Raw genomic sequence first — 13,876 nt, forward strand, 5'->3', positions numbered from 1 at the left:
GATGAGCGGCATCCTCGACGGCAAGCGGATCCTGGTCACGGGCGTGACCATGGACAGCTCGATCGCGTTCGCGGCGGCGAAGTTCGCGCAGGAGCAGGGCGCGACCGTGCTGATCTCCAACTTCGGCCGTGCGCTGGGCATCACCCGGCGCATCGCCAAGCGGCTGCCGACCGAGCCGCCCGTGCTCGAGCTGGACGTGACCGACCAGGCGCACCTGGACGGGCTGGCCGACCAGGTGCGCGAGCACCTGGGCGAGGGGGCCAGCCTGGACGGCGTGCTGCACTCGATCGCCTACGGCAACCCGGAGACGCTGCTGGGCGGCAAGTTCCTGGGCGGGCCGTGGGAGGACGTCGCGCAGTCCTTCCAGGTCTCGGCCTACTCGCTCATGTCGCTGACCCAGGCCTGCCGGCCGCTGCTGTCCTCCGGCGCCTCGATCGTGGGCCTCACCTTCGACGCGACCGTCGCGTGGCCGGCGTACGACTGGATGGGTGTGGCCAAGGCCGGGCTCGAGTCGACCTCGCGCTACCTGGCCCGCGACCTGGGGCCCGAGGGGATCCGGGTCAACCTGGTCTCCGCCGGGCCGCTGCGCTCGCTGGCGGCCAAGGCCATCCCGGGCTTCAGCGACCTCGAGGACATGTGGGGCTCGCGCGCGCCGCTGGGCTGGGACAACACCGACCTGGAGCCGACCGCCAAGGCCATCGGCGCCCTGCTCTCGGACCTGTTCCCGGCCACGACCGGAGAGATCATCCACGTCGACGGCGGCTTCCACGCGATGGGTGCCTGAGCCACCGCGAGACTTGGGTAACGTCCCCCGCGTGGCAGACGCACCCGGGTCCCTGGTCGAGCTGCGGGTGCTGGAGGGGCCGAACCTCTACTTCCCGCGCGCCGCGATCAAGCTGACGCTCGACATCAGCGGGCTGGCCGCCGTGCCGGAGGACACCGCGCGCCGGTTCGCGGCCCGGATCGGGCTGCGCAACGCGCGGCCGGGGGCACCGGACTCGGGGTTCCGCCAGCGGTTCGCGCTGCGAGCGGTGGGCCGGCTGGTGCGCGCGATCACCGCCGAGTCGGGCGCGACCCGCCTCGCCGTCCGGGTCCGGCCGACCAGCGACCCGCACCGGATCGTGGTGGCCTACCCCTGGGTGCACCGCAACCGCGCCCAGGTCATGGGTACGGCGATCGCGGAGGTCCTCGACGCCATCCCCGGTGGGGACACCGACCGGGTCGTCGACGAGGTGGCGGCTCGCGTGGCCGCCGCCGAGCCGGGCGCCAAGCCGCACACCCTGACCCCGCGGATCCCGGTGGTGGCGGTGACCGGCACCAACGGCAAGACCACCACCTCGCGCATGATCGCCCACATCGCCCGGGCCGACGGCCGGCACGTGGGCTGGTCGAGCACCGACGGGATCTACGTCGACGGCGAGCTGGTCGAGGCCGGCGACTACTCCGGTCCCTCGGGCGCCGGCCGGGTCCTGGCCCAGCCGGGCGTGCAGCTCGCGGTGACCGAGACCGCCCGTGGCGGCATCCTGCTCAAGGGCATCGGGGTGGCCCGCAACGACGTCTCGGTGGTCACCAACGTCACCGCCGACCACCTGGGGCTGCACGGCATCGACACCCTCGAGCAGCTCGCCGAGGTCAAGAGCGTGGTCCCCAAGATCACCCGCAGGAGCGGCTGGGCGGTGCTGAACGGCGACGACCCACGGGTGCTGGCCATGCGCGCGGTGATCAAGGCGCAGCCGTGGGTCTTCTCGCGCGACCCGGACGCGCCGGCGATCCGGGTGGTGCTCGACGACGGCGGTCGGGCGACAACGGTCATCGACGGCTGGATCTCGGTGCTCGCGCCGAACGCCGATCCCGACCCGCTCGTGGAGCTCGTGGACGTGCCGATGACCCTGTCCGGGCTGTCCCGGTTCAACGTCGAGAACGCCTTGGCCGCCGCCTCGGCCGCGCTGGCCGTCGGCATCCCGCGCGACCGGGTGGTCGAGGGGCTCCGGACCTTCGAGCCCGGCCCGGAGCACAACTGGGGCCGGCTGAACATCTTCTCGGTGCCGCGCACCGGCGGCGCGGCGACGGTGATCATCGACAACGCCCACAACGAGGCCAGCCTGGAGTCGCTCACCGAGGTGGCGGCCGGGCTGCGGGCACCGGGCGGGCGCCTGTTGCTCGGCCTCGGCGCGGTGGGCGACCGGACCGAGGAGCTGACCGAGGCCCTCGGCGAGATCGGCGCCCGCGCGGCTGACGTCGTGGCCATCGGGCACAAGAAGAAGTACCTCCGCGGCCGCACCGAGGAGGAGCTCGAGGAGCTGCTGCGCGCCGGGGCCGCCCGCGTCGGCGTGACCGACGTGCCGGCGTACCCCACCGAGGTGGACTGCCTGGCCGCCCTGGTCGGCCAGTCCCTGCCCGGCGACGTGATCGCGCTGATGACGCACGCCGAGCACCACGCGGTCTTCGCCTGGCTCGAGGAGCACGGCGCGACCGTGGACAGCCCGGACGTCCTGCGCGAGAAGGTCCGGGCCGCCCGGGCTCAGGACTCGGGGGCGGCCTCCGCCGGCACGTAGTCCGGGTCGGCGGCCGGGTTGTCGGGGCTGACGCCGGCGCCGGCCTGGGCCTGCGGGCTCCAGTTCTCCAGCTCGGTCATGACCGCGGCGTGCTTGTCGACGCAGATGACCAGCAGGTCGCCCGCGTTGGCCCGGCTCATGGCGTGGCGCACGGCGTCGATCTCGTCGAGCGCCTCCTCGACCTGCTTGCAGCGCGCGCCGTCAGCCATGGACTTCTGCACACCCTCGGAGATGAGCCCGGCCACCTCGCCGCGGGCGCGGCCGCGGGAGTGGGCGTCCTCGCGGACGATGACCACGTCGAAATGCTTGGCCGCCTCGAGCCCGAGGTCCACCATGTCCTGGTCGCGGCGGTCGCCCGCGGTGGCGACGATGCCGATGCGCGAGGGCCGGGCCAGCTCGTGCGAGGTCTCCAGCGAGTCGCCGAGCCGGTCCACGAAGTCGCCGAGCGCGACCATGCCGGGCGCGTTGTGGCAGTAGTCGACGATGACGTTGACGCCGTTCACCTCGACCTCGTTGAGGCGGCCCGGTGCGAGGTAGTAGTTGGTCGAGAACGACCGCAGGCCCTGGCGGATGTCGTGCAGGGGCGCCCCGGCCGCGAACGCCGCCGCGGCCGCCGCGAGGGCGTTCTGGACGTTCATCCGGGCCCGGCCGCTGAACGTCGCCGGCAGCAGGTGGGTCCAGGCCAGCTGCATCTCGCGCGGACCGTGCTTGACCACGATCATCTCGCCGCGCTCCGACGGGTTGAGCACGAGCGCCTTGCCCCCGCGGCGGCAGTGCGCGTCGATCATGTCGCGGGTCTCGGTGCCGGGCTCCTCCATGGAGAACCACACGACCTGGCCCGAGCAGCGCCGCCGCATCTCGCGCACGAGCGGGTCGTCGGCGTTGAGCACCGCGTGGCCGTCGCGCGGCACCGCCTCGACGATCACGGCCTTGACGTCGGCGAGCTGCTCGACGGTGTCGATGCCGCGCAGCCCCAGGTGGTCGGGCTGGACGTTGAGCACGACGGCGACGTCGTTGCGCTCGTAGCCCAGGCCCTCGCGCAGGATGCCGCCGCGGGCGACCTCGAAGACCGCGAAGTCGACGCGGGGGTTCTGCAGGACCATCCGCGCGGAGCGGGGACCGGAGGAGTCGGCCCGGATGACCAGGCGCTCGTCGATGACGACGCCGTCGGTCGAGGTCATGCCGACCTTGCGGCCCATGCCCTTGAAGATGTGGCTGATCATCCGGCTGGTCGTCGTCTTGCCGTTGGTGCCGGTGACGGCCACGATCGGGATCCGCGACTGCGAGCCCGGCGGGAACAGCATGTCGACGACCGGCTTGGCGATGAACTGCGGCTCGCCGATGGTCGGGTGGGTGTGCATGCGGAAGCCCGGCGCGGCGTTCACCTCGCAGATCGCGCCGCCGGTCTCGCGGACCGGCTCGGTGATGTCAGGACAGATGAAGTCGATGCCGGCGATGTCCAGGCCGACCATGCGGGCGGCCTCCTCGGCGATCTCGACGTTCTCGGGGTGGGCCTCGAAGGTGCGGTCGATGGAGATGCCGCCGGTCGACATGTTGCCCGTGAGCGCGAGCTTGACCATCTGGCCCTCGGGCGGGACGTCGGTCATCTCGAAGCCCTGCTCGCGGACCAGCTCGACCGCGGCGTCGTTGACCGCGATGCGGGTCAGCACCTTCTCGTGGCCCACGCCGCGGCGCGGGTCGGCGTTCGCGGTGTCGACGAGCTGCTCGATGGTCGAGGTGCCGTCGCCGGTCACCGACGCGGGCACCCGCTCGGCGATCGCGGCGACCCGCCCGTCGATGATGAGGCAGCGGTAGTCCTTGCCGGTGATGAACGACTCGACCACCAGCACGCCGCGGCGCGACTCTCCCTGCGCCACCGGGAACGCCTCGCGCACCTCGGCCTCGTCCTGCAGGTCCAGCATCACCCCGCGGCCGTGGTTGCCGTCCAGCGGCTTGATCACCACGGGGTAGCCGATCCGGTTCGCCGCGCGTACGGCCTGGTCCTCGGTGCGCACCGACTCCTGCTTGGGCACCGGCAGGCCGGCCGCGCCGAGCAGGGTGGTGGTGAGGTCCTTGTCGGAGGCGATGTCCACCGCGATCGCGCTGGTCGCCGACGTCATGGTGGCGCGGATGCGCTTGGCGTGGACGCCCTGGCCGAGCTGGACCAGGGAGTACTGGTTGAGCCGGATCCAGGGGATGTCGCGGCTGACCGCCTCGTCCAGGATCGCCTGGGTCGAGGGGCCGAACGCCGTGCGCTGGGCGCGCTTTATGAAGGCCTCGAGCTCGGCGTCCCAGTCGAACTCGGGGTCGGCCTGCACCAGGTGGTTGACCAGGCGGACGGCGAGCCGGCCGGCGGCCAGGCCGACCTGCTCGTCCTGGTAGCCGTAGATGACGTTGTAGAGGCCGGGCTGGCCCTTGACCCCGCGGGTCTTGCCGCGCCGTACGTCGTGCCCGACGACCTGCTGCAGCGCGAGCGAGCAGTGCTCGGCCACGTGGCCCAGCCAGGTGCCCTCGTGCAGCCGCTCCACGAAGCCGCCGCGCTTGCCGCGCGAGCACGAGTGCTCGCGCAGCCCCGGCAGCATCTCGAGCAGGTGGTCGGTGAAGCCGGGGATGGTGTTGGTGGGGAACCGCTCGAGCGAGCCGAGGTCGACCACGAGCTGGATGGCCCGCTCGTAGGACCACACGTTGGCGCCGCGGTAGACGCGGGTCTCCACGATGGTGAGGTCGGGGGTGGGTCGCTCGGTCATGCGTCGGCTCCGTCCTGTCGGTCGTGCTCTGCGTACTCGCCGTACTCGACGTCCTCCGGTGGCCGGCGCTTGCGCCGCAGCCGGCGCCGCAGCGCGCCGGGGGAGGCGTCGGCGGCGGCGATGTCGCGGGCCATCTGGCTCAGGTCGCGGCCGGCCTCGGCGAGCTCCTTGGCCTCCAGCGGGTCGACCCTGGGGTCCGGCGTCAGCAGCGTGCGGGTGGTGAGGTCGAAGCGGGTTCCCGACGGCAGCACGTGCAGGACCACCCCACTGGCCAGCAGGGGCGCCGCGCGCCCGGCGTCGAAGGCGTTCGTGGTGATCCGGCTCGGGTCCAGGATCGTCACCGCGCCGCGCCCGATCACGCTGAGCACGTCCTCGGTCACCACCGCCGCGGTGTCCTCGTCGACCCCGATGCCCAGCAGCTGCGGCGACTGCGCGACCAGCATGAGCAGGCGCCCGTAGCGGTTGCGCTGCTCGAAGTGCTGGTCGATGATCACGCCCTGCAGCAGCCCCAGACCCGCCGCCATCTGCGTCATCCGCTGCTTGGGCGTGCTGCCGCCCACGCCCATGGCGATCATGTGGCTGGACTGGATGGACGCGCCGGCCGACGTGCCGCCCACGACCGCGCCGCGCTGGTGAGCCGCGAGGATCGCGTCCCCGACCGGCGTACCGCAGATGATCGCGCTGAGCTTGAGCTGGTTGCCCCCGGTCATGAACACGCCCGTGGCCTTGCCGAGCTCCTCGACGAGGTCGGCGTCGTGGGCCTCGTCGCGGTTCTCGGGGCGTACGGCGACCACCTCCGCTGCGCCCTCCGCGCGGAACAGCGCGTCGTACACCTCGACGATCTCGTCGCCCAGGCTCGACGCCGTCGGCAGCACCGCGATCCGCGCCTCCGGCCCGCCCGCCGCGGCCACGAACTCCTTCAGCACGCGACGCTTGCGGAGCTTGTCCTCAGCGCCGCCGATGATCATCAGTGGTCCGGAGGGCACACCGCTCACCCTAGGGCCAAGGCTCAGACGGCCGTGGCACACTCCTGGCCGTGAGCGACCCCAGGACCCTGGTGATCATCCGCCACGCCAAGGCCGAGCAGTCCGGCGCGAGCGACTTCGACCGGCAGCTGACCGACCGTGGCCTCGTCGACGCCGCCCAGGCCGGCGAGTGGCTGGCCGCCCGCGGCGTCGAGCCCGACCAGGCCCTGGTGTCCGCCGCCGTGCGCACCCAGCAGACCTGGGAAGCGGTCAACGACGCCGCCGGCTGGGACCTCGAGGCCACCACCGAGGACTCGCTCTACGAGGCCGGCACCGAGACCGCCCTCGACCTGCTCCGCGCCGCCGACGACCACGTCCGCACCCTGGTGGTCGTCGGCCACAACCCGACCATGGGCACGCTCGCGGCCCTGCTGGACGACGGGAACGGCGACGACGAGGCCGCCAACGAGCTCACCTTGGGCTTCCCCACGTGTGCGGTGGCGGTGCTGGAGTACGACGGCGAGTGGTCGGACCTCGACGAGGCCTCGGCCAGCGTCATCGGGTACCACCGAGCCTGATGGCCGCGCCTCCGGCACGGCGTGCTCGGCGCGCTCTCATCGGATGGTGCCGGGCACCACGACCCGGCGCGCTGCGCGCGCAGCACGCACTCCGCACACCGGATCGCGGCACCCGGCGCCATCCGGCGCGCCGACCGTGTCGCTCGGGTCGGGCCGCCTGAGACCGCTCAGCGTTGCCGAGCACCGGCAGTGCCTGGACCCTGTCCGGCCACCCGGAGGTGGGCGAGGAGGCCTTCCTGGCCGAGCGCGACGCCGACGGAACCTGGGTCCACGTCCGCGCCATCTCCCGCCCCGGCACCTGGTACGCCCGCCTCGGCGGCCCCGCCGGCCGCTTCGCGCAGCGCCTCGTCACCGAGCGCTACCTCCGCGCCGCCGGACAGCTCTGAGCGTCGACAGCCCTCCGGAGGAGGGAGGCACTCGACTCGACCGGCACGCTCGGCGCGCCGGGGGCAGGGCCGTTCACACCGGCGGGGCCGGTGTCGTGATGCCTTCCTCCGCGTCGGCGTCCTCGATCTCCTCGCGGGAGATGCCGAGCAGGTAGAGGATCGTGTCGAGGTAGGGCACGTTGACGGCGGTGTCGGCGGCGTCCTGCACGACCGGCTTGGCGTTGTAGGCGATGCCGAGGCCGGCGGCGTTGAGCATGTCGAGGTCGTTCGCGCCGTCGCCGATGGCGATGACGGCGCCGACCGGGAGGCCTAGCTCGGCGGCGAACTCGCGCAGCGCGCGGGCCTTGCCGGCGCGGTCGACGACGTCGCCGAGGATGCGGCCGGTGAGCTTGCCGTCGACGACCTCGAGCCGGTTGGCGCGGGAGAAGTGGATGCCGAGGTCGGCGGCGAGGCGGTCGGTGATCTGGCTGAAGCCGCCGGAGACGAGCGCGAAGCGGTAGCCGAGGCGGCGCAGGATGCGGACGAGGGTGCGCGCGCCGGGGGCGAGCTCGATGCCGTCGTACACCGCGTCGAACGCCGACTCGTCCACGCCCTCGAGGAGGGCGACGCGCTCGCGCAGCGACTGCTCGAAGTCGAGCTCGCCGCGCATGGCGCGCTCGGTGACCTCGGCGACCTCCGCGCGGTAGCCGGCGTGCTCGGCCAGCATCTCGATGACCTCACCCTGGATGAGCGTGGAGTCGACGTCCATGACGATCAGGCGCATGCCGCGGCGCTGGAGGTTGGCGGGCTGCACGGCCACGTCGATGCCCTGCGCGGCGGCCTCGGCGGCCAGGATGCCGCGCAGCGCCTCGGTGTCGAGGCCAGAGACGTGCAGGTCGATGGCGGTGACGGGATAGCGCGCCATCCGCTCGATCCGGTCGATGTTGGCCCCGGTGTCGGCGATCCGGCCCGCGACGGCGGCCATGGCCGAGGCCTTGAGCGGCGAGCCGATGACGGTCACGTGGGACCGCCCGTCGCGGCGCACCCGGTTGTCGCCGGTGCCGCGGTCGATCTCGACGTTCATGTCCAGGTCGGCGGCGGTGGCCTCGACGGCGTCGCGCAGCTTCTTCCAGTCCCGCGGCACGGTCACGAGTACGCCGAGCACCAGTCGGCGGCGCAGCACGATCTGCTCGATGTCGACGACCTCGACGCCGGCGCGGGAGAGCGTGGCGAAGATCGTCGAGGTCACGCCGGGACGGTCCTTGCCGGTCAGCGTGATGAGCAGCGTCTCCGGCTTCGGCCCGCGGTGGTCGTCCATCGCGCGCCACGCTATCGCCGGGGGAGCACTGTCGGTGGTCGGGTCCAGGGTGGGGGGATGGACACCGCACCGAGCGCCGGAGCCGCCCTCGAGGCGTACGCCGCCGCGATCGCCGGTCACGACTGGCCCGGGCTGCGCGCGCTGCTGGCCGACGACGCGACGGTCACGCTCCTGCACACCGGCGAGCGCTTCGGGGCGGAGCAGTTCGTCGCGTTCAACCGCGACTACCCCGGGCCGTGGACGTTCCACCGCGACGAGGTCGTCGACGCGGGTGACCGGGGCGTGCTGCGCGCCCACGTCGAGGCCGAGGCGGCGACCTTCCACGTCGCCACCTTCGGCAGCCTCGACGCCACCGGCCGGCTGAGCGACGTGGTCGAGGTCTGGAGCGAGGCCGTCGCCGCCCACCCGCAGCGGAGCCAGGAGAGAGGAAGCGCATGACCAGGCACACCCACCACTCGATCGACTACGTCGAGCTCCACGTCGACGACGTCGCGGCCGCCAAGGCGTTCTACGGCGACGTGTTCGGCTGGGCCTTCAACGACTACGGCCCGACCTACGCCGGCATCCGGGCGCCCGACGGCGACGGCGAGGTCGGTGGGATCACCACCGGCGACCAGCGGGGGAGCGGGAGCCCGCTGGTCCTCATGATCAGCGACGACCTCGAGGCCTCACTGGCTGCCGTCCGCGGCGGGGGCGGTGAGGTGGTCGAGGGGCCGTTCGACTACCCAGGAGGGAGGCGCTTGCACTTCCGCGACCCGTCCGGCAACGTGCTCGGCGTCTTCGAGCCCTCGGACGGCTAGGGGCTAGGCGGGTGGCCACACCTCGGGCGACGCCGCGGCGACGAGGGCCGCCCGCGCGGCGCGCCCGAGCGGCACCAGGGCCCCGCGCCGGGACTCGGCCTCGTGCGCCGTGATCGCGCCGCCGTCGTCGTCCAGCGCCAGCTCGACGATGTCCAGCGCCTGCAGGGCTCGTGCGGCCAGCTCCGCACACCGCGCCGGCACGCCGGGCGGCGCCGTCACGCGCGCCCGGTGTCGCAGGTTGAGCAGCCGGTCGGCCACCTCCGGCCGCCAGCGGGCGACCTCGAGCCGGGCCAGGGTGTCGGCGGCGGCGGGGAGCTCGGCGCGCAGCAGCCGGTCCGCGTCGCCGACGTCGGGCAGCTGTCGACGCTGGGCGGCCAGGGCGGTCCAGGTCACCGACGCGCCCACGCGCACGGGCACCAGCCCCTGCACGGGGAAGCCACCGGCGTCCAGGGCCACGACCGCCTCACCGGCCTCCAGGGCGGCGTCGTTGAAGGCCCGCGGCCCCCCGAGGCCGACCGGGTCGCCCTCGACGGGCAGCGCGGCGCCGAACGCGTCCGCGCCGGCTCCGCGCAGCACGCCCAGCCCGGTCACCAGCGGCTCGGCGGCGCCGTCGGGGAAGGACAGGAGGTGCACCGCGTCGGTGTCGACGACGGCGTCGATGAGCTGGTCGGCGACGACGTGGCCGCGCAGCCAGGCGGTGCCCCACCAGGCCAGCCGCACGGCGGCCGGGAGCGGGCTGGGCACGTCGTCCACGGGCGGCGAGGCTACGCCGGGGAGACCTGGCCGGGGTCAGTAGGGTGGCCGCCATGGCCGCCGTCCTCGAGTTCGCTGAGGTCACGGTGCGCAAGGGCCGGGCCACGCTCCTGGACAGCGTGGACTGGACCGTCGAGGAGGACGAGCGCTGGGTGGTCCTCGGCCCCAACGGCGCCGGCAAGACCACGCTCCTGCAGGTCGCGAGCGCCCAGCTGCACCCGACGACCGGCGTGGCCGGGATCCTCGAGGAGGTGCTCGGGACCGTCGACGTGTTCGAGCTGCGCCCGCGGATCGGCCTGACCAGCGCGGCGCTGGCCGAGCGCGTCCCGCGCGGCGAGCTGGTGCGCGACGTCGTGGTGTCCGCGGGCTACGGCGTGGTCGGCCGCTGGCGTGAGGAGTACGACGAGCAGGACCACGCCCGGGCCGCCGAGCTGCTCGAGGAGCTCGGCGTCAAGCACCTGGCCGACCGGACCTTCGGCACCCTCAGCGAGGGCGAGCGCAAGCGCGTCCAGATCGCGCGAGCGCTGATGACCGATCCCGAGCTGCTGCTCCTCGACGAGCCGGCGGCGGGGCTCGACCTCGGCGGCCGCGAGGACCTGGTGTCCACGCTCAGCGTGCTGGCCCACGACGCCGACTCCCCGGCCACGGTCCTGGTCAGCCACCACGTCGAGGAGATCCCGCCGGGCTTCACCCACGCGCTGCTGCTCAAGCAGGGCCGGGTGGTGGCCGCGGGGCTGCTCGACCACGTGCTGACCGAGGAGCACCTGTCCGAGACCTTCGGCATGCCGCTGGTCCTGCAGCACGTCGCCGGACGGTGGAACGCGCGGCGGCGCCAACGGCGCACCCCCGTGGGTGGCGTCGACTAGGTTTCCTGCATGGACTGGATCGGTGACCACCTGGCGGGGGTCTTCCTCGCCCTGGCCATCGCCCTGGGCATCGCCGAGATGTTCAGCCTCGACCTGATCCTGCTGATGCTGGCGCTCGGCGCCCTCGTGGGCATGGTGAGCGCGCTCCTCGGCGCCGGGTTCGCGGTCTCGGCCATCCTGGCCGCCGTGGCGTCGGTGGCCTGCCTGGCCGTCGTCCGCCCGCCGCTGGTCAAGCGCCTGCACACCGGGCCGGAGCTGTCCCTGGGCCACGGCAAGCTGGTCGGCCAGCAGGCGGTGGTGACCCAGCGGATCACCGGTCTGGAGGCCGGCCGGATCAAGGTGGGCGGCGAGATCTGGTCGGCCAGGCCCTACGACGACAGCCTGGCCATCGAGCCGGGGGCTACCGTCGAGGTCTGGGAGATCCGCGGAGCCACGGCGTACGTCCATCCTGTACCGAGCATCGAGTCCTGACCCGGACCCCGGCTCACCGACTGAAGGAGTACTCATGGGCGCACTGATCGTGCTCATCCTGCTGGTGCTGCTGTTCCTGTTCGTCGTCACCCTGCTGGCCAAGACCGTGCGGATCGTCCCGCAGGCGCGCGCCGGCATCGTGGAGCGCTTCGGCAAGTACAAGCAGACCCTGCCGGCCGGCCTCAACATCGTCGTGCCGTTCATCGACAAGGTGCGCTACCTCATCGACCTGCGCGAGCAGGTCGTGAGCTTCCCGCCCCAGCCCGTGATCACCGAGGACAACCTGGTCGTCTCGATCGACACCGTCATCTACTTCCAGGTGACCGACCCGATCGCCGCGACCTACGAGATCGCCAACTACATCCAGGCCGTCGAGCAGCTGACCATGACCACGCTGCGCAACATCGTCGGCGGCATGGACCTGGAGCAGACCCTGACCAGCCGCGAGGAGATCAACCACGGCCTGCGGGGCGTGCTCGACGAGGCGACCGGCAAGTGGGGCATCCGCGTCAACCGCGTCGAGATCAAGGGCATCGACCCGCCGCCCTCGATCAAGGACGCGATGGAGAAGCAGATGCGTGCCGACCGCGACAAGCGCGCGCTCATCCTCTCCGCCGAGGGCCAGCGGCAGTCGTCGATCCTCACCGCGGAGGGCAACAAGCAGTCCGCCATCCTGAACGCCGAGGGCGACCGCGAGTCGCAGATCCTGCGGGCCCAGGCCGACCGGGAGTCCGCGATCCTGCGGGCCCAGGGTGAGGGCCAGGCCATCCAGATGGTCTTCCAGGCCATCCACGACGGCCAGCCCGACCAGTCGCTGCTGGCCTACCAGTACCTCCAGATGATGCCGAAGATCGCCGAGGGCGACGCCAACAAGGTGTGGGTCATCCCCAGCGAGATCACCAAGGCGCTGGAGGGCCTGGGCTCCTCGATCCACGAGATCGCGGGCATCCCGCAGAACTCCGGCGGCCCGCGCAAGCGGGTCGACATGGGCAGCTACGAGCCGGCCAAGCTGGCCGGCAGCGGAGCCCTGGCCGACGCCGAGGTCAGCAAGGCCAACGAGGCGGTCCAGGCGGCGATCGCCGAGGCCGCGCAGGCCGCGAACCCCGGCGTCGCAGACCCGTCCACGGCGATCGGCGGCACGCCGGACCCGACGGCGGCCGCGTCGACGGCGACGCCGGATCAGCCGGTCGACCAGCCGGTGGACCCGTCCGCGCCGCCCTCGGGGCCGGCGACCGGCTCGCAGGAGCCGCCGCCCCCGGCTGCACCCCCCGGGCCGCCCGCCTCGTAACGTCGGGGCGTGTCGCCGCTCGAAGCCCTCGCCATCGGACTGGCCGGGCTCGCGGCCGGGACCATCAACACCGTGGTGGGGTCGGGAACGCTGATCACGTTCCCGACCCTGCTGGCGTTCGGGGTGCCGCCTGTGACCGCCAACGTCTCCAACACGATCGGCCTGGTCCCCGGCTCGCTGTCCGGCGTGGTCGGCTACCGCCGCGAGCTCGTGGGCCAGCGCGCGCGGATGCTGCGCATCGGCGTGGCCTCGCTCATCGGCGGGATCGTCGGCGGGGTCCTCCTGCTGGTCCTGCCCGCGGACGCCTTCTCGGCCATCGTCCCGGTCCTGGTCGGGCTCGGGATCGTGCTGGTCCTCTTCCAGCCGCGCATCTCGGCCTGGACCGCGCGGCGCCACGAGGCCGCCGGCGCCGCGCCTCGCAACCCGACGTACGGCGCCTGGTGGGTGTGGCCCGCGGTGCTCCTGGCGGGGGTGTACGGCGGCTACTTCGGCGCCGCCCAGGGCGTCCTGCTCATGGGCATCATGGGCGTCGGCATCCCCGAGACCCTGCAGCGGCTCAACGGGCTCAAGAACGTCCTGGCCGCCATCGTCAACGCCGTGGCCGGCCTGCTCTTCGCCGTCGTCGCCGACGTCGACTGGCGCATCGTCGCCCTCATCGGCATCGGCTCGGTGATCGGCGGCCAGCTCGGCGCCACCGTCGGCCGCCGGCTCCCGGCGCCGGTGCTGCGCGGGGTGATCGTGGTGGTGGGCGCGGTCGCCCTGGTGGTCTTCCTCGTCAGCTGACGCGCAGCCCGCGGACGCCGGTCACCACGGCCCCCAGCGCGGGCCCGATCATGGTGGCCCCGGCCCGCGTGCTGATCGAGCGGTCCCGGATCCCGAGCGCCCCCGCGGCGGCGTCGGCCACGTCCACGGCGATGCCGGCCAGCACCAGGTGGCGCCGGGCCCGGCCCCGTGCGATCAGCGTCAGCGCACCGAGGGCGATCTCGCGGGAGCCGAACAGCCGCGCGACGTACCCTGCCTGCGGGTTGGCCCGGGCATCCAGCCCCAGCAGCCCCGCGGCGGTGTCGGGCTTGGCGAGCGAGACGGCGCCGACGGCGATCCGGCCCAGGGACAGTCCGAAGAGGGGATCCACCTGCGGAAGACTAGTGTCCCGGACCGGGCTCAGCGTGC

15 protein-coding genes are annotated in these 13,876 nt (G+C 73.2%); 10 read left to right on the forward strand and 5 right to left on the reverse strand.

The window, feature by feature from the left end:
• Window position 1: 1 nt before the first annotated feature.
• Window positions 2–784, forward strand: coding sequence for an enoyl-ACP reductase FabI (gene fabI, locus G5V58_RS10490; protein ID WP_165232048.1), 783 nt, complete (start codon window positions 2–4; stop codon window positions 782–784).
• Between the two features lie 31 nt (window positions 785–815).
• The gene (locus tag G5V58_RS10495) at window positions 816–2,555 is read left to right on the forward strand and encodes a Mur ligase family protein (protein ID WP_230487254.1); all 1,740 of its coding nucleotides are present in this window, start codon (window positions 816–818) and stop codon (window positions 2,553–2,555) included.
• On the opposite strand, the gene cphA is transcribed toward G5V58_RS10495, so the two are convergent.
• Both cphA and G5V58_RS10505 read right to left on the reverse strand, forming a co-directional pair.
• Window positions 2,522–5,302, reverse strand: a complete 2,781-nt coding sequence (cphA, locus tag G5V58_RS10500; protein WP_165232052.1) for a cyanophycin synthetase — start codon at window positions 5,300–5,302, stop codon at window positions 2,522–2,524. The two genes, G5V58_RS10495 and cphA, sit on opposite strands and share 34 nt — an antisense overlap.
• Entirely contained in the window at window positions 5,299–6,288 is a 990-nt protein-coding gene (locus G5V58_RS10505; RefSeq protein ID WP_230487255.1) for a cyanophycinase, read from the reverse strand. Before G5V58_RS10505 ends, cphA begins: the two co-directional genes overlap by 4 nt.
• Before the next feature lie 50 nt (window positions 6,289–6,338).
• Between G5V58_RS10505 and sixA the strand changes: the two genes are divergently transcribed.
• A complete protein-coding gene (gene sixA / locus G5V58_RS10510) occupies window positions 6,339–6,845 on the forward strand; it encodes a phosphohistidine phosphatase SixA (RefSeq protein WP_165232054.1) in 507 nt (168 codons plus the stop codon).
• A 173-nt stretch (window positions 6,846–7,018) separates the two neighbouring features.
• Window positions 7,019–7,231, forward strand: a complete 213-nt coding sequence (locus tag G5V58_RS10515; protein ID WP_165232057.1) for a DUF1990 family protein — start codon at window positions 7,019–7,021, stop codon at window positions 7,229–7,231.
• Between the two features lie 73 nt (window positions 7,232–7,304).
• Here G5V58_RS10515 and serB read toward each other — a convergent pair whose 3' ends face one another.
• Entirely contained in the window at window positions 7,305–8,528 is a 1,224-nt protein-coding gene (serB, locus tag G5V58_RS10520; protein ID WP_165232060.1) for a phosphoserine phosphatase SerB, read from the reverse strand.
• A 57-nt stretch (window positions 8,529–8,585) separates the two neighbouring features.
• On the opposite strand from serB, the gene G5V58_RS10525 reads away from it, so the two are divergent.
• Both G5V58_RS10525 and G5V58_RS10530 read left to right on the forward strand, forming a co-directional pair.
• Window positions 8,586–8,966, forward strand: a complete 381-nt coding sequence (locus G5V58_RS10525) for a nuclear transport factor 2 family protein (protein ID WP_165232063.1) — start codon at window positions 8,586–8,588, stop codon at window positions 8,964–8,966.
• Complete coding sequence (locus G5V58_RS10530; RefSeq protein ID WP_165232066.1) at window positions 8,963–9,328, forward strand: VOC family protein; 366 nt, start codon at window positions 8,963–8,965, stop codon at window positions 9,326–9,328. The genes G5V58_RS10525 and G5V58_RS10530 overlap by 4 nt, the downstream gene beginning before the upstream one ends.
• 3 nt (window positions 9,329–9,331) lie before the next feature.
• Here the strand turns inward: G5V58_RS10530 and G5V58_RS10535 are convergent, their stop codons facing one another.
• Window positions 9,332–10,081 (reverse strand): hypothetical protein, encoded by a 750-nt coding sequence (locus tag G5V58_RS10535; RefSeq protein ID WP_230487256.1) that lies wholly within the window; start codon window positions 10,079–10,081, stop codon window positions 9,332–9,334.
• Window positions 10,082–10,134: 53 nt separating this feature from the next.
• On the opposite strand from G5V58_RS10535, the gene G5V58_RS10540 reads away from it, so the two are divergent.
• From G5V58_RS10540 to G5V58_RS10555, 4 genes are read left to right on the forward strand one after another with little or no spacing between them, the layout of a single operon-like run.
• Window positions 10,135–10,947 carry an ABC transporter ATP-binding protein gene (locus tag G5V58_RS10540; RefSeq protein ID WP_165232069.1) on the forward strand — a complete coding sequence of 271 codons (813 nt, stop codon included), beginning with the start codon at window positions 10,135–10,137 and terminating at the stop codon, window positions 10,945–10,947.
• Between the two features lie 9 nt (window positions 10,948–10,956).
• Complete coding sequence (locus G5V58_RS10545) at window positions 10,957–11,418, forward strand: NfeD family protein (protein ID WP_165232072.1); 462 nt, start codon at window positions 10,957–10,959, stop codon at window positions 11,416–11,418.
• A gap of 34 nt (window positions 11,419–11,452) precedes the next feature.
• A complete protein-coding gene (locus G5V58_RS10550) occupies window positions 11,453–12,706 on the forward strand; it encodes an SPFH domain-containing protein (RefSeq protein WP_165232075.1) in 1,254 nt (417 codons plus the stop codon).
• Between the two features lie 9 nt (window positions 12,707–12,715).
• Window positions 12,716–13,489, forward strand: coding sequence for a sulfite exporter TauE/SafE family protein (locus tag G5V58_RS10555; RefSeq protein ID WP_165232079.1), 774 nt, complete (start codon window positions 12,716–12,718; stop codon window positions 13,487–13,489).
• On the opposite strand, the gene G5V58_RS10560 is transcribed toward G5V58_RS10555, so the two are convergent.
• Window positions 13,482–13,838: a hypothetical protein gene (locus G5V58_RS10560; RefSeq protein WP_165232082.1), complete on the reverse strand. Its 357-nt coding sequence runs from the start codon at window positions 13,836–13,838 to the stop codon at window positions 13,482–13,484. The genes G5V58_RS10555 and G5V58_RS10560 overlap by 8 nt on opposite strands.
• Window positions 13,839–13,876: the final 38 nt, after the last annotated feature.

Origin of the sequence: Nocardioides anomalus (genome assembly GCF_011046535.1) — a bacterium.
GTDB lineage: Bacteria > Actinomycetota > Actinomycetes > Propionibacteriales > Nocardioidaceae > Nocardioides > Nocardioides anomalus.